This window comes from Gardnerella sp. DNF01144, assembly GCF_049244245.1.
Taxonomy (GTDB): domain Bacteria; phylum Actinomycetota; class Actinomycetes; order Actinomycetales; family Bifidobacteriaceae; genus Bifidobacterium; species Bifidobacterium piotii.
In genome coordinates this window covers 1,516,602-1,536,024 of sequence record NZ_CP058390.1, presented here as the reverse complement: position 1 = coordinate 1,536,024, position 19,423 = coordinate 1,516,602, and the positions used below count along the sequence as shown (strand labels likewise).

General features: G+C 45.3%; 11 protein-coding genes and 1 tRNA gene. 1 reads left to right on the top strand and 11 read right to left on the bottom strand.

Annotation, left to right across the window (positions count from 1 at the left end; all coding sequences use genetic code 11):
- Positions 1-380 precede the first annotated feature (380 nt).
- The 5 genes from HXT36_RS06195 to HXT36_RS06175 all read right to left on the bottom strand — a co-directional run bounded on the left by HXT36_RS06195 (position 381) and on the right by HXT36_RS06175 (position 10,726).
- Positions 381-4,400, bottom strand: coding sequence for a DNA-directed RNA polymerase subunit beta' (locus HXT36_RS06195; protein ID WP_421778797.1), 4,020 nt, complete (start codon positions 4,398-4,400; stop codon positions 381-383).
- A 91-nt stretch (positions 4,401-4,491) separates the two neighbouring features.
- Positions 4,492-8,058 (bottom strand): DNA-directed RNA polymerase subunit beta, encoded by a 3,567-nt coding sequence (rpoB, locus tag HXT36_RS06190; RefSeq protein WP_060785614.1) that lies wholly within the window; start codon positions 8,056-8,058, stop codon positions 4,492-4,494.
- Between the two features lie 199 nt (positions 8,059-8,257).
- Positions 8,258-9,034: a peptide ABC transporter permease gene (locus HXT36_RS06185; RefSeq protein WP_421778796.1), complete on the bottom strand. Its 777-nt coding sequence runs from the start codon at positions 9,032-9,034 to the stop codon at positions 8,258-8,260.
- A gap of 64 nt (positions 9,035-9,098) precedes the next feature.
- Positions 9,099-9,767 (bottom strand): tRNA (cytidine(34)-2'-O)-methyltransferase, encoded by a 669-nt coding sequence (locus tag HXT36_RS06180; RefSeq protein WP_080649613.1) that lies wholly within the window; start codon positions 9,765-9,767, stop codon positions 9,099-9,101.
- 11 nt (positions 9,768-9,778) lie between these two features.
- Entirely contained in the window at positions 9,779-10,726 is a 948-nt protein-coding gene (locus tag HXT36_RS06175; protein ID WP_004132758.1) for a DMT family transporter, read from the bottom strand.
- A 529-nt stretch (positions 10,727-11,255) separates the two neighbouring features.
- On the opposite strand from HXT36_RS06175, the gene HXT36_RS06170 reads away from it, so the two are divergent.
- A tRNA-Ser gene (locus HXT36_RS06170) sits at positions 11,256-11,340 on the top strand.
- Positions 11,341-11,433: 93 nt separating this feature from the next.
- On the opposite strand, the gene HXT36_RS06165 is transcribed toward HXT36_RS06170, so the two are convergent.
- The 6 genes from HXT36_RS06165 to HXT36_RS06140 all read right to left on the bottom strand — a co-directional run bounded on the left by HXT36_RS06165 (position 11,434) and on the right by HXT36_RS06140 (position 19,271).
- On the bottom strand, positions 11,434-12,663 hold the full coding sequence (locus HXT36_RS06165) for a UDP-galactopyranose/dTDP-fucopyranose mutase family protein (protein ID WP_004132762.1): 1,230 nt from the start codon (positions 12,661-12,663) through the stop codon (positions 11,434-11,436).
- A 57-nt stretch (positions 12,664-12,720) separates the two neighbouring features.
- Complete coding sequence (locus HXT36_RS06160) at positions 12,721-13,863, bottom strand: glycosyltransferase family 2 protein (RefSeq protein ID WP_421779250.1); 1,143 nt, start codon at positions 13,861-13,863, stop codon at positions 12,721-12,723.
- A gap of 19 nt (positions 13,864-13,882) precedes the next feature.
- Positions 13,883-14,779, bottom strand: coding sequence for a glycosyltransferase (locus tag HXT36_RS06155; protein ID WP_421779249.1), 897 nt, complete (start codon positions 14,777-14,779; stop codon positions 13,883-13,885).
- A gap of 1 nt (position 14,780) precedes the next feature.
- The gene (locus HXT36_RS06150; protein ID WP_421778795.1) at positions 14,781-15,932 is read right to left on the bottom strand and encodes an acyltransferase family protein; all 1,152 of its coding nucleotides are present in this window, start codon (positions 15,930-15,932) and stop codon (positions 14,781-14,783) included.
- Positions 15,925-17,856, bottom strand: a complete 1,932-nt coding sequence (locus HXT36_RS06145) for a rhamnan synthesis F family protein (protein ID WP_421778794.1) — start codon at positions 17,854-17,856, stop codon at positions 15,925-15,927. Before HXT36_RS06145 ends, HXT36_RS06150 begins: the two co-directional genes overlap by 8 nt.
- 92 nt (positions 17,857-17,948) lie before the next feature.
- The gene (locus tag HXT36_RS06140; protein WP_016636198.1) at positions 17,949-19,271 is read right to left on the bottom strand and encodes a glycosyltransferase family 2 protein; all 1,323 of its coding nucleotides are present in this window, start codon (positions 19,269-19,271) and stop codon (positions 17,949-17,951) included.
- Between the last annotated feature and the right edge of the window lie 152 nt (positions 19,272-19,423).

The window sequence follows — 19,423 nt, the reverse complement described above, 5'->3', positions numbered from 1 at the left end:
CCATACAATCGCACTACATAAACACGCAAATCTGTAGTGCAGCTAAGCGCGCGAGCGTCTTCGCCGCGCAGAAGCAGTGCTTCTGCTTTGAGCGGCTCAGCGCTCCGAATTGCCTTTTCGCGCTACGCTTTAAGCGAAAAGGCAGGTCGGAGCGCACGGCTATTAGTAGCCGCTCGGCTGATTTGGCACATAAAGTCCACTGGACTTTATGCCTGAGCCAAATCACGCTTTGAAGGAGCTTGAAACGCGTTATGCAATTTCATCAGTGAAAGCGAACAAAAAAGCCGCTGCAAGATGCGTAAAACAACTTGCAACGGCTAATCGAAGCGGATTTGCTTAATTAAGCAATCAAGCAATCACCCAATTAAGCAATCACATGATTACTCAATGTCATCATCGTAATCACTCTGACCACCTTGATCGTCAAGATAATCATCTGGATTAAAATCATCACCGAGCTTCATGTCTCCAAAATCAATGTTGGAGAAGTCAACATCCGCCATGTCGCTTTCACCAAAGTTTGATGGAGTGCTATTTTCAGCAGCCACAGCAAGATTTGGATACATAGCGTCACGAACTTCTGGATCCGCAGACACGTCCGCATTACGGTAGCGCGCCAAACCAGTACCAGCTGGAATGAGCTTACCAATAATCACGTTCTCCTTTAGACCCTTAAGATCATCTTCCTTCTGACTCAAAGCAGCCTCAGTAAGCACGCGTGTAGTCTCCTGGAAGGATGCAGCAGAAAGCCAAGAATCCGTAGCCAAAGAAGCCTTAGTAATACCCATAAGCTCTGGTCGACCAGCAGCAGGCTTACCGCCATTCTTAACAGCAGCAAGATTTGCCTCACGGAACTTTGCCTGATCCACAAGCTCACCTGGAAGAAGCTCAGTGTCTCCAGAATCAATCACCGTAATACGGCGAAGCATCTGGTGAACAATAACCTCAATGTGCTTATCGTGAATATCAACGCCCTGAGAGCGGTAAACGTTGTGAACTTCTTCCACAATATTCACCTGAGCTGCACGCGGGCCAAGGATTCGCAAAATCTTCTTAGGATCCACAGAACCCTCAATAAGCTGCGTGCCAACCTCAACGTGGTCGCCATCCTTAACAAGCATTGGAGCACGGCGAGTTACTGGGTAAACGATTGGCTCAACGGTTGTATCGTCTGGAGTCAAAGTGACTTGACGACCGTGATCTGTATCTTCTACCTTTACAACGCCTGGGAACTCTGCGATTGGAGCCTCGCCCTTAGGAGTACGAGCCTCAAAAAGCTCGGTAACACGAGGAAGACCCTGCGTAATATCGCTTGCAGAAGCAACGCCACCAGAGTGGAAGGAACGAAGCGTAAGCTGCGTACCAGGCTCACCAATGGACTGTGCTGCAACAATACCAACAGCCTCGCCAACATCCACGAGTCGGCTTGTAGCCAAAGACCAGCCATAGCACTTTGCGCAAACGCCACGCTTAGATTCGCAAGTAAGCACAGAGCGAGCCTTAACCTCTTCAACGCCGTGAGCAACCAAGCTGCGCAAAACGTCCATAGAAAGCGCGTCTCCACACTTTGCCAAAACTGTTGTGCCGTCTGCTGGATCAAGCACGTCTGCAGCGAGCAAGCGCGAGTATGGGCCACCATCAGCAGCCTTAACAAGCGTCAAATTGCCATTTTCGTCGCGGTCTGCAATCTTCATAACAAGACCACGCTTTGTGCCGCAATCTTCTTCGCGAACAATAACTTCCTGAGAAACGTCCACAAGACGACGAGTCAAATAACCAGATTCTGCTGTACGAAGTGCGGTATCTGCCAAGCCCTTACGAGCACCGTGCTGCGAGATGAAGTACTCCAACACGGAAAGGCCATCGCGGTAGTTTGACTTAACAGGACGAGGAATAATCTCACCCTTAGGATTTGCCACCAAGCCTCGCATACCAGCAATCTGACGAATCTGCATCCAGTTACCACGTGCGCCAGACTGAACCATAATGTTCACATTGTTGTCGTCGTGGAAGTTCTCACGCATTGCGTCTGCAACCTTATCGGTGCATTCAGTCCACAAGTTAATCAACTCTTGACGACGCTCTTCGTCGGTAAGAAGACCCATATCGTACTGGGAGTTGATCTTTGCAGCCTGATCCTCGTAATCTTGCGCAATTTGCTCGCGATTTGGAGGAAGCACAATGTCGGAGAATGCCATTGTAACGCCCGACCAAGGTGCGCGCGTAAAGCCAAGATCCTTCAAAGCATCGAGGCTTGCGGCGACCTGAGCGGTGGAATAGCGCGTAGCAATGTCGTCAACAATCTTAGAAAGAACACCCTTTGGAACCTGCTGGTTTACAAACGGATAATCCTCTGGAAGAGTGCTATTGAACAGCACGCGACCGCAAGACGTTGCAAACAGAACAGTTCCATCCTTAAAGCGCTCTTCACGCACAACATCTGGGCTGCCTGGCTCTGGGTCTACAACCTTAAGCTCAGAAGGCTGCCAATCCTTTGGCAAAACAAAGTCTTCTGGCACACGGATTAACACCTTAGCTTGCATGTCAATCTCGTGCTTGTCGAGCGCCATCTGCGCCTCTGCAAGCGAAGAGAAGATTCGACCTTGACCCTTTGCACCGTCGATTACGGTAGACAAGTAGTACAAGCCCAAAATCATATCCTGAGATGGCATTGTAACAGTGTGACCATCTGCTGGCTTTAAGATGTTGTCGGATGCCATCATCAAGCTGCGAGCTTCTGCTTGAGCTTCGGCGGAAAGTGGCAAATGCACTGCCATCTGGTCACCATCGAAGTCGGCGTTGAATGCTGCGCAAGCAAGTGGTGGCAAGTGAATTGCCTTACCTTCAACCAAAATTGGCTCAAATGCTTGAATACCCAAACGGTGGAGTGTAGGAGCACGGTTAAGAAGAACAGGATGCTCGGAAATAACTTCCTCGAGCACGCCCCAAACCTCGGAATCTCCGCGATCTACAAGGCGCTTTGCGCTCTTCATATTCTGAGCAAAGCCCTGATCTACCAAACGCTTAATAACGAATGGCTTAAACAGCTCCAACGCCATTGGCTTAGGCAAACCGCATTGATGCATGCGAAGGCTTGGGCCAACAACGATTACGGAACGACCAGAGTAATCAACTCGCTTACCGAGCAAGTTCTGGCGGAATCGACCCTGCTTACCTTTAAGCATATCGGAAAGCGACTTTAGTGGGCGGTTCGATGCACCAGTTACTGGGCGGCCACGACGACCGTTGTCGAAGAGTGAATCAACAGCTTCCTGAAGCATGCGCTTTTCGTTATTAAGCATGATTTCAGGAGCGCCAAGCTCAATCAACCTCTTCAAACGATTATTACGGTTGATTACACGACGGTACAAATCGTTCAAATCAGATGTTGCAAAGCGGCCACCATCAAGCTGAACCATTGGACGCAAGTCTGGTGGGATTACTGGAATAACATCCAAAACCATTGCTTCTGGCTTGTTTCCAGTAGTCAAGAACGCGTTCACAACCTTAAGTCGCTTCAAAGCGCGCGCCTTGCGCTGACCAGTGCCATTGTCGATCTCTTCGCGAAGTTCTACAGCAGCAGACTTAAGATCGAAGTCTTGCAAGCGCTTCTTGATTGCTTCCGCGCCCATGCATCCTTCAAAGTAATCGCCATAGCGGTCTTCCATCTCTCGCCAAAGATCAACATCGCCTTCCATATCTCCTGCACGCAAGCCCTTAAAGCGATCGAAAACTGCGTTCAAACGCTGAATTTGCTCGTCGTAGCGAGTACGGATAGCAGACATTTCGCGCTCAGCTCCAGCACGCAACTTAGACTTTGCGCTACCTTTTGCCTCGCCCGATTCTTCTAGCTCGTGAAGATCTTCTTCTGCTTTCTTTGCACGCGCATCAATCTCGTTGTCGCGGCGCTTGCGAAGATTGCCAATCTCAGTATCAAACTCGTCTTGCAAGTCTGGAAGATCCTGGTGACGCTGCTCTTCGTCCACCTTAGTAACCATGTAGGCTGCAAAGTAGATGACCTTTTCCAAGTCTTTTGGAGCAATGTCGAGCAAATATCCCAAGCGGCTTGGCACACCCTTGAAGAACCAAATGTGTGTTACAGGAGCCGCAAGCTCAATATGACCCATGCGTTCACGGCGAACGCGGCTTCGTGTAACTTCCACGCCGCATCGCTCGCACACGATTCCCTTAAAGCGTACGCGCTTATACTTGCCGCACGCGCACTCCCAATCGCGAGTAGGACCAAAAATCTGCTCACCGAACAGACCATCCTTCTCTGGCTTAAGGGTACGGTAATTAATGGTTTCTGGCTTCTTAACTTCGCCGTGGCTCCAGCTACGGATGTCTTCGGCAGTGGCCAGTCCAATCCTCAGTTTGTCAAATGCGTTGACGTCCAGCACTATTATCGTCCTGTCTCATGAAATTGTTTTTCTAAGTTTCTTAATGATTAGTGATTAGTGATTAGTGATTAAAACACTTGTAACACTAGTATCACTGGTATTCAGGTTCTTGAATAACTTGGTCTTCTTTGGCAGACGAATCTGGTCGCGCACCAATATTAAAGCCCAAATTTTCAGAAGACGACACCGGATCATCATCTTCATCCTTCATGTCGATTGCCACTCCTTCGGAGTTAAGCACTTCAACATTCAAGGAGAGCGATTGCATTTCCTTGAGCAACACCTTAAAGGACTCAGGAATACCAGCAGGTGGAAGATTATCGCCCTTAACAATAGCGCCATACACGCGCACGCGACCGTCAACGTCATCAGACTTTGTGGTCATCATTTCGTGCAATGTGTACGCAGCACCATAAGCCTCAAGGGCCCACACTTCCATCTCGCCAAATCGCTGGCCGCCGAACTGAGCCTTACCACCCAATGGCTGCTGGGTAATCATAGAGTAAGGACCAGTGGAACGAGCGTGAATCTTATCATCAACCAAGTGATGCAGCTTCAAGATGTACATGTAACCAACAGAAATTGGCTTAGGGAATGGTTCACCAGTGCGGCCATCGAACAATGTTGCCTTACCGTCGGAGCCAACAAGCTTATTGCCGTCGCGGTCTGCAAGCGTAGTGCTCAAAAGACCCTTCAAGGTCTCTGGGCGCACGCCGTCGAACACTGGAGTTGCAACAGGAGTGCATGGATCGCCGTGCTCGGCGCCTTCTGGCACGTACTTCTTCCAAGCTGCCTCAAGGTCTGGATCCAAGTTAATATCCCAGCCTGCGTGAGCAATCCAACCCAAGTGAAGCTCGAGCACCTGGCCCAAGTTCATTCGAGAAGGCACGCCCAGCGGGTTAAGCATAATGTCAACTGGAGTACCATCCTCTAAGAATGGCATATCTTCTTCTGGCAGAATGCGGGAAATAACACCCTTATTGCCGTGACGACCAGAAAGCTTATCGCCTTGCGTAATCTTGCGATGCTGAGCAATGTACACGCGAATCATCTGGTTTACGCCATTTGGAAGCTCATCGCCATCGTCTTCAGCGTCTTCGCGAGTAATCTCCTTAACAGCAATCACAGTACCAGTTTCGCCGTGAGGCACACGAAGCGAAGTGTCTCGAACTTCGCGGCTCTTTTCGCCAAAGATTGCACGAAGTAAGCGCTCTTCTGGAGTAAGCTCGGTCTCGCCCTTAGGAGTTACCTTACCAACCAAAATGTCGCCAGCTTCTACCTCGGCACCAATGCGAATGATACCGCGCTCGTCGAGGTTTGCAATAGCGTCTTCGCCAACGTTTGGAAGGTCGCGAGTAATCTCTTCGGCACCAAGCTTGGTTTCACGCGCGTCAATCTCGTACTCTTCAATGTGAATCGAAGAAAGCGTATCGTCTTGCACGAGTCGCTGGGAGATAATCACAGCATCCTCGTAGTTGTAGCCGTTCCAAGGCATAAACGCAACGAGCAAATTCTTGCCGAGTGCAAGCTCACCCTTGTCTGTTGCAGGGCCATCAGCCAAAACAGTTCCTGCTTCCACGCGCTCGCCATCTTTAATAAGCGGCACCTGGTTGTAGCAAGTAGTCTGGTTGGAACGCTGGAACTTAGAAAGCTTGTAACTAGATTGAGTTCCGTCATCGTTCATAACGCGAATAATATCCGCAGAAACGTAGGTTACAACGCCTGGCTTTTCGGAAAGAATCACGTCTCCAGAATCAACTGCAGCACGCCATTCGGAACCCGTACCAACAAGTGGACGCTCCGACTTAATAAGAGGCACGGCCTGGCGCTGCATGTTGGTACCCATCAAAGCACGGTGACCTTCATCGTGCTCCAAGAATGGAATCAAGCTTGCGCCGAGGGAAACCATCTGACGTGGAGAAACGTCCATGTAGTCAACAGTGCTTACAGGCACATCGACTGCCTCTTCTTCGTCCACGCGAGCAAGAGCCTGCGTGCCTACGAAATTGCCGTTTTCGTCGAGTTCCTGGTTTGCCTGAGCAATAACGTGCTCTGCTTCGCGATCTGCAGTCATATATTCGACTTCGTTAGTCACATGACCATTAACAACCTTACGATAAGGCGTTTCAATAAAGCCGAATGGATTAATGCGGCCAAAGGTTGCAAGAGAGCCGATAAGGCCGATGTTTGGACCTTCTGGGGATTCGATTGGGCACATACGACCAAAGTGGGATGGGTGCACGTCTCGAACTTCCATAGATGCGCGGTCTCTAGAAAGACCACCAGGACCAAGAGCCGAAAGACGACGCTTGTTTGTAACGCCTGCCAAAGGATTGTTTTGATCCATAAACTGGCTGAGCTGGGAAGTTCCGAAGAACTCCTTAATCGTAGCGTTAACTGGTCGAATATTAATCAACGACTGTGGTGTAATCGCCTCAGCGTCTTGCGTTGTCATACGCTCGCGCACAACGCGCTCCATGCGGCTTAAGCCAGTACGAATCTGATTCTGTACAAGCTCGCCAACCTGGCGGATTCGGCGGTTTCCAAAGTGATCAATATCGTCTACGTCTACACGCAACTGCACATCTTCGCCATCGCGCTTGCCTGGGAAGGTCTTTTCGCCAGCATGCAAAGTAACCAAATACTTGATTGTGGCAATAATGTCTTCGCGATTCAAGCTGCGATCGTTGTAATCCGCTTCCAAACCAAGCTTGCGATTAATCTTGTAGCGACCAACGCGCGCCAAATCGTAGCGCTTTGTGTTGAAGTAGAAGGATTCGAGCAAATTGCGACCCGCGTCGGCAGTTGCGGTATCTGCTGGGCGAATCTTTCTGTACAAGTCTGTAAGAGCATCGTCTTGAGTATCGATTGGCTCTTTTTCTAGAGCGTCGAGAACAAGAGGATATCCCTGGAATGCTTCGGCAATTTCTGGCTTAGTCATGCCGATTGCCATTAAGAATACGATTGCAGACTGCTTGCGCTTGCGATCTACGCGCACGCCGAGAACATCGCGCTTATCAATCTCGAACTCAAGCCACGCGCCGCGACTTGGAATGATTTTTGCGCCAAAAACGTCTTTATCGGAAGTGCGATCTTGCGTGCGGTCGAAGTACACGCCTGGGGAACGCACAAGCTGAGACACGATTACGCGCTCAGTGCCGCCAATAATGAATGTTCCGTGTGGGGTTTGTAATGGGAAATCACCCATAAAAACAGTCTGGCTCTTAATCTCGCCAGTTTCGCCATTTTCAAACTCTGCATTTACATACAAAGGAGCGGAATACGTGTAATCCTTCTCTTTGCACTCAAGCACAGTGTGACGTGGCTCTTCAAAATATGGATCCGAGAATGTGAGGCTCATTGTCTCAGCAAAATTCTCGATTGGAGAAATCTCTTGGAACACTTCTTCCAGACCAGAGACGTGTGGCACAGTGTGAGTGCCATTTGCCTCATCTTCTTCGACGCGCTTCTTCCAACGCTCGGAGCCGATCAGCCAGTCAAAGCTGTCGGTTTGCACACCGAGGAGGTATGGCACATCGATTGGCTCACAAATGGAGCCGAAATTCACACGATCCGACGCTTTGTGCAACTTAATGCTGTGCTCGTCGGCACGCGCGATGACTTTGGTGGTGTTCGTCGTAGCTTGTTCAGCAGCCAATGGACGTTCCTTTATCGCTAGCTAGTTTTCTTAATCCTTGGGAGCTTTAGAAAATCGCGGCAAACGCGCTTAAAATCAACGATTTTGGGTTTGCGGGCGCCTTCTTCGGTTCCTTGAGTATGCCCGCTATATGACACACCGTGTACAAAAAAACGATTTTACCCCTTCGCTTCGACTTTTTGCGCCATTTATGTAGGCACTAGCGAACAGAAATAACCACGGGATTGCTTTGCAACCCTGCTACGTCCTTATGCTCGATTTGCGCAATGTACGTTCCGCGCGAAACTTTAGGCAAATCGGAGTCATTCGCGCAATTTTCTCCACTTGGCGTGCCAATCGTAGCGTTTGCATTCCAAGTAAACTTTTTATCGTACGAATCGCCTTTTGCCATAAGTAGCGGCTTGAGTGGAATTATGCACATATCTGATTGCCATTGCGGAACAACTGCTTGTGCAGACTTGTCTTTCGACTTATTAGACTGATTCGATTTATCTTGCTTATTTTGCTTATTTGACTTATCGCCTTTTGCGCCAGAAGAATCGCCAGCCGCTTGCGATGAACCGCCTGCGCTTTGGCCTATATTCAACACCATTCTTCCGCTCGAAGCGTCAATCCTGCACGAATCGTCGCCTTCGTAAACAATGTGAGCGTTAAACTCTAAAGTTCCACCCATTGGAACCGCTTGAGACGAAGAAGATAGCTCGATTCTAACGTCTTTTGCACTGCATTTTTTTATGACTCCAACAGGCCTTGGATCTGGTACAAGCTGTTTAGATAGAGTAACGTCTGAATGTTTGTTTATAGCGGTTCCGATTGCGCTAATGCCCTTAAAAATGCTGACTATGCAAAAAATGCAGAATGCTAAAACAGCCAACAGCCCAACGCAAACTACGATTCGGCGGCGAATGTACATGCGGCGGCGCGCAGCACTAATCTTCCGCTTTGGTTTACGTTTTAACACAGGCATATTAACCATTGTAATGCATGAGTAGTTTTAAGACTATTTTTGGCTATTTATGGCGATTTCTAGCTATTTATGACTATTTTCCGCCCTCAAATCCAAGCTGACGCCACGCCTCATAGATGGCGATTGATGCGCAATTCGTAAGATTTAAGCTTCTAAGCGAAGGTCGCATTGGCAAGCGAACCTGTTCCGCAACATGCGGGCCTGCCATAATATCCATTGGGTCTGGAATATCTCCTGGCTCTGGCCCAAAAAGCAAAATATCGTTCGGCTTATACTCAACATCTGTGTAAAGTTTTGTGGCGTTTGCAGTAAACGCGATTATGCGAGAATTTGGCATTGACTCAACAAGGTTTTCAAAATTCGGATGCATAACAACGTGTGCCATATCGTGATAATCAAGACCCGCACGACGAAGCTTTGTGTCTTGAAGATTAAATCCAAGCGGCTCTACAAGATGCAAAATGGTGCCCGTTACAGCGCAAAGGCGAATCGCAGATCCTGTATTTCCTGGGATTCTAGGCGAATAGAAGCACAAGTGCGGAGTTTGAGTTTGCGCAGTGCTTGCATCTTGCGCGCTTAGCATGGCATCCATAACGCTGATTGGATTTCCGTGCGCGTCTGTTACAAGCTCGTCTGGGCCGTAGTTTGACTTTCGGTAGCCGTACTCATACATCTGCTCTACGCGATTGACTGGGTTTTGCGCATCTGGATTTTGTAAATCCGTGTTTTGTGCATCTTGCATATTCGTCATAATCACCTCAATAAAATCATCATAATAAAAATAAGCGCAAATCCTGCAAAATCAGCCCACGAGAACACAGCGCCCGTAAACACAACAGCCGTGATTGCAGCCATAACAGGCTCGCTCGCGCCTAAAAGCGTTCCGCGCACAGATCCAACTCGCATAATGCCAGCCAAAAACATCCAATATGCGCCAAAAGTTCCGCCAACAATCGTAAAAGTAAACAGCAAATACGCGCGCAAATCCAAAGGAGGCATTGTTTGCCATGGCTTCACAAATGGCAGCATAATAAGACCTGCAATAATAAACGTGATTCCGTTTACAGTAAGATTTCCCCATTTTGCAATCAATTTAACTGGCATAATCGCAAGCGCCGCCGTACTCGCAGCATCTGCTAATCCCCACAAAAGTCCCATCAACGGCAGCGAAAGCGAGCTAAAATTGCCGCCCGTTGCCATAAGCGCAGTTCCTGCAAACGCAAGCAAAACACCAATGTTTTCGCGCAAAGTCGGAGTTCTTTTTGACCGCAAACACACGTAAACAAGAACAAAAAGCAGATTGAGGCTTTGCAAAACGGTAGCTGTTCCAGAGTTAGTCCAATCGATTGTAAAAAGATACGCAACTTGCGTTAAAAGCACGCACACAATACCTGTTACGACTAGCATTGGCCATGATTTTTTTGTGCTTAATGCGCCAACAAGTTGCTTGCGATTAACAATTGAGGCAACAATTACAAATAGCACGCCTGCAGCAAGCTGACGAACGCACGCGATTTGCAGCGGACTTACAAGGTATTTAGACATTAGAATCTTAGAAACAGTAGCGTTTGTGCCCCAAAGCGCGCCGCCAAGAATTGTTAAGATTATGCCAATCATCATTGTGCGCGGACTATGATCAACTGCAGGATTTGTCTTTTTAGGCTTTATTTTTTGGATATTCTTTACAAAACCAACATCCATGCTAAACACCTTCTAAACTTAAATCCTGTATTTGCTAATAATCTTGTAGTTTTGCGCATCTGTAGTAAGTCGCAAATCACAAATCGCAAATCGCTTACTACATATGAAAAATCTACACTATCACATAATCAACAACACGCACATAATCAACAACACGCACATAATCAACAACACGCAATTGCAAGGATTGTATGTGCAATAAATCTATTGAGGTGATTTGAGAATCGCAAAAACGTTAGAAATGTCTCACCAATGAGGCAAATCTAACGAAAATCAGCCCAAAACACGGAAAACAACTCCGCACTTTGTACGTGTTTTAGGTCAAATATGGTACAAAAAGCGGAGTTATTTTCCGGGTTTTGTACCAAATTTATGTGGATTTTGGTACAAAAAGCGGAAAATCGTTCGCGCGCTACGCTCTAAGCTCGAAATCGTCGATTCGCGCAACGCGCGATTTTGCATTATCCGCACACTATGTTATCTTATTTAAGTTGTCTTTTGTTATGCGATTTAGCACAATGATTGACGTGGAGAATTCGCCTAGTGGTCTATGGCGCACGCTTGGAAAGCGTGTTGGTGTAACAGCCTCACGAGTTCGAATCTCGTATTCTCCGCGAGTAGGGGTTCTAGCCAGCACATTTGGTTGGAACCCTTTTTCGTACTTATATACTTTGCGCCAGCCTTACTTGCTCCAGCCTTATTTACGCTTAACGCGCAATAAGTGGCGCTACTTGCGATTCGTAAGCGCGCAAAGCCATATCAATCACATTGTGCATATCGTAGTAACTGTACGTTCCCAATCGCCCACCAAAAACAGTGTTCGGCTCAGCAGCTGCAAGCTCTGCATAGCGCGCATACAAGGCTTTATCTTCCTCAGTATTCACTGGATAATACGGCTCGTCGTCGCGAGTTGCAGCGCGAGAATACTCCTGCCAAACAACAGTCTCCCCAGCTTTAACGCTTTTACCTGGCACAAAATCAGCATCGCAGCTAGCAACGCCGCCAGACTCGCAATCGCCAACCTCCTCGCGCTCTGGATTAAAGTTCTTAAACTCAATCGCGCGCGTAAACGGAACATCTGCATCTGAATAGTTCATAACTGGGCAGCCAAAGTGGTCGCTCTCCTTGTAACGCACTTCCTTAAAGTCAACAGTTCGCCACTTTAACTCGCCAAGTGCGTAGTCAAAATACCTGTCCACTGGCCCCGTATAAACCACTGGCACTCCAGCTTCCGCCAGCGCGCGCTTGTTAAACGGCTGCGATTCGTCGAAAAAGTCCACGCCAAGCGAAACGTGAATACGCGGATTGTCAATCATGCGCTGCATCCAAGCCGTATATCCGTCCGTTGGCAATCCTTCCCAAGTGTCTTTAAAGTAGCGATTATTGTAGTTAAATCGCACAGGCAAGCGCTTAATAATTCCAGCAGGCAGCTTAGAAGGATCCGTTTGCCACTGTTTTGCCGTGTAATTCTTAATAAACGCCTCGTAAAGCGGGCGCCCAATTAAGCTAATACCCTTATCGTTTAGATTTTGCGGATCTTTACCAGCAAACTCCCCTGCTTGGCTTGCAATAAGCGCCTTTGCTTCTTCTGGCGTGTAGTGCGCGTGGAAGAATTGGTTAATTGTACCCAAGTTGATTGGCAACGAATACACTTCGCCATCATGCGTTGCATAAACGCGATGCACGTAGTTAGTAAACGTTGTAAAGCGGTTCACATAATCCCACACGCGCTTGTTGCTTGTGTGGAAAAGATGCGCGCCATACTTGTGAATTTCAATTCCCGTGCGCTCGTCAAAATACGAGTAAGCGTTGCCGCCAATGTGATTACGCACGTCAATAATCTCAACGCGAGCGCCAGCGCGTTCTGCAGCCTGCTGAGCTACGGTTAAGCCGAACAATCCTGCTCCAACAACTACTAAATCTGGGTATTCGCTCATTTTCCCACTCATTTCTTGCTTTCTGATTTACACTTTACTCTTCGATTTTTAATTGCATTACTTCATATTTTTGATTTTGCAATCGTAGATTATTTTTTCAAGATTTCTTACACACGACATCGTAAAACATTGCGCGCGCTGTAAAATCGTAAGCTTTTTAACAGCTGATTTAGCAAATTTTACGTCTTTATCATAATTTTTTTCGTATATTTTTTGGATTTCTGCGTCGCTATTTTTTCCGCTTTTAAGCGTATTTTCTCCGCTTTTCAGCGCGCATCGCTCGTACCTCAAATTTCCAACCATTGTGTAGTAGCTTCTTGCTGGCACAACGTTGTGTTCTAAGCACAAATCCCAATTTGCTCGAACAGCGTCTATATGATCGTGGTAAAAGTCCGCGTCTCGCATTTTGTGCGTTACGGAATCTGCGCGTTGCAGCCAGTAATACAACACTGCGTCCACATGCGCCACGCAATTCATGCGCGAGTACAGCACGCTTGCCATCGCCGTGTCTTGCGCAAACTTTCCTTCTGGGAATCGCACTCCTTCCCAAACCTCTCTCTTGTACAGCCTGCACCAATTCGCTTCGTTAAAGTAGCACGCTTCGCTGTTTTTGCCCAGCTTGTTTCCGATTATTCTAAATATTTTGCAAAATACAGTTTGATACGCTTTTAGCGGATTTTCTACGATTTTTATTTGAGTCGCGTTCTCTAAACGCGCGGTTGCTTGCGACTTATCCGTACCCAATCCGCTCGCACTCAAACCGCGTGCACCCAAACCAGCTTCTTTTTTAATCTGCTCTAAGCTACTTAGCCCAAATTGCTGCCATTTTGCTTTGCTCATGCTAGCTCCGCTTTGCAAAATAGCGTTTAACAAAATCTCAATATTTTTGCAATCTAGAATATCGTCATTGTCTGCAAACGCTATAAATTCGCCACGAGCTGCATCAAGCCCTGCGTTTTGCGCGCGAGATATTCCGCCGTTTTGTTGGTGTATTACTTTAACTCGCGAATCTTTTGATGCGTATGAATCGCAAATTTTGCCAGAGTCGTCTTTGGATCCGTCGTCTACTAAAATCAGCTCTATGTTTTTGTAAGTTTGCGCAAGAATCGAGTCCACGCATCCGCTCAAATATTTTGCAGAATTGTAGACTGGCACGATTATAGAAACTAGCGGATTTTCGTTTTTAGCATAATTTTCCATTGCTGTCATTGCTATCCTTTCAAACCGCGTTCTGTTCTGCTTTACAAGATGAGATTTTGCGTATTTGACGAATCTTTTGCTGCCCATCCTTAAATCCGCGTATCATCGCGCGAATTTTCGCAAATTTATTCTTTTCCCAAAGCGCAACGAAAATCATATCTCGCACAACCGCACGCAACGACTTAGCGTATGAATATGTTCCCATTTTGTAGTCCACTACTTGCATATTTCGCGCTATGTAGTACTTGCGATTTGCGTTGTGATTCCACACTATTGGGTGTTTTATAATCAAGTTTATTGAGCGCGCTTTGCCGATTTGGTGTTCCATTATAACGTTTTGGCACTCTACGATTTGCCACCCAGAGCGCACTAGTCGCCTTGAAAAGTCGAAGTCTACTCCGTCGATTTCTAGCCATTCGTCAAATCCGCCGATTTTAGCCCACGCTTCTACGCTTGTTAAGCTTCCAGACGTTATGCATTCGTCTTCGTGGCATTTGCTGTGTAAAATCGTGCCGTCTAAACGGTTTTTTAGCAAAGAGCATACAATTGCGATTTTTGAATTTTTTGCATTTTTTTGATTTACAAGACTTCCCTGATTTTCCAGGATTTTCTTGTATTCGCTAATCATGTTGCTTGGCACAACAGAATCGTCGTTAAGCGTTAGAACCCAGTTGAAACCTTGCGATTTTGCCCATTCAAACACTTGCGTTAGTGCTTTTGCAAAACCAATATTTTGACTGTTTTTAACTAAAGTCACATTTGCGTATTTGCTTACAACTTCTTGCAAGCTTTTAACATTTTTAGACGCATTGTCTACGATTATTACGCGCTCTACTTGATTGCATAGAGCTTCTAAACACGTGCTTACGTCTGTTAAAGTTGGATTATAGGTGATTATTCCTGTACAAATACGCATCTTAGTCCAAACTGCGATTCGCGCTGCTATTATCACTGCGATTTCTCACAGCACTTTCAACACTATTCTTGCTACTACTTTTCACGCAACATTTGCTCGCAAAACCAACAATCAAGTTTGTAAAACGCTTGAGTATTACAGAAAGCACAAGAATCACCGCAAACTCTGCGATTAGCAATCCATACGCTTGCCAGCGATTAAGCCACACAGGGTATATTACTGTAAACACTTGCATTATTAACACATGGTGTACCAAAAAAATCGGGTACGAATATGCGGATATAAACTTTGTGCACGCGCTTAATGGCTTAAAACTTTTAACAAGTTCACCAATATAAGAAAGCAGCAAGAATGCAAATATTCCTACAATCGTAACGGCAATATTGCCTTGTAAAACGTGCGTTAATTGTTGCAATGCAAGAATCACAAAAGATATTGCAGCAAGCCAATGCGGCACTTTTTTAATAAACTTTACAAAAATCATGCCAAATACTAATTCTGGCAATCTTGTTGTTAAAAGAATATCGGACGGCACACGTGGAATCTGGTAAAACATAAAGAACACAACTGTTGCAGCATATAGAGCCAACACAATGCAAACAGTTGCTATTGGCATTTTATTTACGCCAACTCTTAAAAGCGGGAACACTATGTAGAACAGTATTATGAACCCTAAGAACCACTCTCCTAGAACATAAAAAGTTCCTACACCGAATGCTGCAGCATAACCATCCATTCCAAAAAGCGAAAAAATTGCTGTTATTTTATGTCTTGGCACAAAAATATAACCGTTATTGCGAATAAACAGTAAAATATTCGCCACAACAAATGCCACCCAAAACATTGGATACAACGTTTTTGCGCGCTTTGTGTAGAATGTGCGCAAATCCAGGCTTTCTCTATCTCCGTAGTTGTACATAAGAGCGGCGCCAGAAATAATCAAAAATAGCGATACTCCTAATCCGCCAATGTAAATTCCAAATGGCCTATTTACAAAGAATCGCGTCGGCTCCAAATACGGATTGTTAAAATGAGTTACAACAATCAAAATCGCAGCTATTGCACGAATCCAATCCAAGTAGAAAAGTCGCGGTTTTTTTGCGCGCGCGCGAGCGCATTTTGTTGCGTCTGTATTTACGCTTATATCACTCATCTTCTTTACCTTCACTATCAACGTTACTTTTACGGCCAATATGCGCAATTCTTTGAGCAATGTACAAAGCCTTATAAAATACGCGTTTTGCAATACTTTTTAGCACTCTTAAAACAGTGTAACGGAAGCGCTTTCCGCGCATTACTTCTCTACAAGTTTCTTCCAAATTGTGCTTAATCCACGGCGTGCTAACAGATTTTGATAGTTCTCGAACATCGAATTCTAGATTCGTCATTTCTATTCGCGCAAAGTGGTCGGAGAATATGTATGCGTCGTAGTAGCCGTTTGATTGCGGCACATACCCGTATGCTCGCTCTATAAAGTGCAACAACGTTCCGTCTATTTTTAGCGGTTCTGCTGGGAAATCTTCGTAAGTCCACTTTCTATCCAATAGCCCGTGCAGTGCTTTCGTGCGGAACCAGAACATTGTGCCAAGCGGAGCTATAGCGTCTTTATTTTCGTCTAACGGAACGCTGATTCCTAACGTTTTTTCTAGGAATTTCTTTGTGCCTTCAAAGTTTGGACCCCAAGTGTATGTAAATCCTGGGAAGTAGTCTGCATGATTTGGCGGCGTTGGCATTGCCATTCCAAGTCGCGGATGCGTTTCAAATAGATTTATAACGTTTTGCACATACTCTTTGCTTGCAAGAATATTTTCAAAACACTTGTATGCGAATCCGTCACCTATGCTTCGAGGAGATAATTGCGTGACTTTTTTATCGTGAGCAAAGCATACGTAATCGTACTTCATAAGATCTGCGCCGCCACCCACTAAGAATGCGCTCACATCTCTACCGCGATTTTCAATCAACCGCACGTCTACGTTATACGGAAGTTGTTTCACGCGTTGTTTCACGATTTGCTGGTTTTCTTTCGATCCTACAGTTAAAATAACGTCACATCCCTGCGGCATGGATTGAATATAGTGCAAACTTTTATCTAGCAAATCCATGTAATACAAGTGCATGCACAACACAACTTTTGGCTTAGCAGTAGCTATTGATGTAGCTGTTGATGAGTTTTCTACAATCTGATTTTGCGGCAAAATGTATCGCAAATGAAGATTCTTCATCAAATCTGCCATATTCATGCTTCGCAAAGCATTTTCCCAAATCAAATCCGTGTCGTAATCGGTGTGATCACGCAAATACTCGTATAAGTCTAATGCTTGGTTTCCAACAGATTGCGTAGAAACGTCGGAGTAATCGTGGAAGAACGACCTGCGCTTAAAAATAGGGCAACGCTTGTACTCCACAATCTGCCTTGCAGCATACGTTATTGGACCGTAAGAGTAGCCTTCTAAATCACTCGTATCAACGTATACAGACCACTTGTAACCCTTATCTGCAAATCGCTTTGTAAACACAGATTCATGCAATCCAACCGACTCAAAGTAGCTGTTGATTGGCGGAAGATTATTCCAATAATCCTGAAAATCCTTAGATTGAATAAAGCTTTTTCTGTATGCGTGGAAATGCGATTGAATATGCTCTGGCAAGTATCCGTACGGGCTGTAGCCAAACGGATCTCCATTAACCTTATGGAACTTTGTTATGCCCCAAAAATCAAGGTCTTTTGCGTTCATAGCGTTAAACATTTCGCTAAACGGATAAACTGGCCCCATAATCGTAGCGTTAAATAACACTACTTCGTCAAACTTTTCCAGATTCTCCCAACTGTAAGAATCCATTGCTGTCTTGTACGCCCACACGTCAAAACCTTTGTTTTCGCGCAAAATAAACTTATTCGCATAGCTTTTAAGCATCGACTCACTTTGCTCGTCGATTTTGCCATTAACTACAATCGCAAGCTCGTTAAAGAATGGCTTAAATCCGTCAAGCAACGTAGACACATAACGGTCTGCGTGACCTTGCGCATCGTAGAAGAAGAAAATGCCCAAGCGCTTTGGATTTTCCAAAATCATGTTATCTCCTGATTTACCTTTAATTATCTTTGATTATTCTATTGTGTAATTTTGTAATTTGTTTAATCGCAAATTTATTTATTTTTTAACTTTTACTTATCATTATTTGGTTTAGTTAAGTTTTTAATTGACTTTTTTATCTTTTTTGCAAAACGCTTATAAGCTGGCATTGCATCGTAACGTTTTTGCTCTTCAATTTGCAAACGTTTTTGTTCTTCTTCGTATTTTTGTTTACTCACTTGCATAATATGCAAAGACATTAAGTCTACTTGCTCAGCATAAGTTGTGTTCTGTGAATCATTAAAACTATCTGGTTTAATGTTTCGGTAAACGTTAAGAAGAGCATCACACGCTGAACCGTGTTTTATTGTGTAATCACTTTCTACAACTTGATTCATAAGGTGCACAAGCTCTTCGAGCACAATCAAGCACGCGCGCTCTAATCCCCATGTTTCAATAACAGCGTTTATGGCTTCTTGAAAATCCTCGACTTTTAGTCTTGTAAAGAATTCATCTTTTACTATTTTCAAAGCGCGATTATCAAACCATTGTGCAGCTTCTTCAACGGTTTGCTTGCGACTTTCCAGCGCGCAATCGTCGAAAGAATCATTAACAAAAGCACCGTTGGAATCGTCAACAAAATCGCCAGCAAAATCGCAAAAAGCATTCACAACATCTTTAATGTATTGCTGTTCCGTGCTAAATCTTTCAACGCTTATTTTAGATCTTCCAGAAATTCCTCTGCCAATATGGTATTTAAGCGCGCGGAACGCTGTTAAGTCCTTCAAAGTCTTAGCAGAAGATGCCGTTACAAAATATTCGTATGCGTCTTCAACTTTAGTGAGTCTAGCAGAAACTGTTTTTTCAAAAGAAGCGCGTATTAAATCACCCTTAAAAAGTGCTGTTATAACATTCCAAGGCATCCAATGCGGAAAATCACTAGAGAACGACGATTTTATAATATTGTCTCCCGATTGATCCCCATTGGTTTGCGCATACATTTGATCGTAACTGTATGCAAAATCTTCGTCCGATTTGCCTTCTGGATGAATAGAAACACCAAAATGCAATATATCTGCGGGATGGCTACTAACGTACGAGTAAAGAACTTCGCAAGTTTTAAGCTCAATCTCATCGTCTGCGTCAACAAAAAGAACGTAATCTCCGCTAGTTGCCTTAACAGCGGTTTTACGAGCCATGTGCAATCCGCCATTCAAAGCCTTAGCAATAATTTTTACTCTAGAATCTTTTTTCTCGTAATCGCGCAAAATCTGCAAAGTATTATCTGTACTAGCGTCGTCAACAACAATAATCTCAATGTTTTTAAAAGTTTGATTAACAAGTGAATCCATGCACTGTTTAATATACGGCTCCTTGTTATACGCAGGAACCACTATGGAAATTGCAGGATTCATATCGTCTCCATTGCACACTAATCGGTAAAACAGCACAAATCATATCTATTGTACTACTAAACGTAATCCTTATAGCTTGTTGAGCATGTATAGAATCTTATAATACAATTGTAAGTAGCGCATGTAGATTAAACGCATAGAAGGATTGTAGT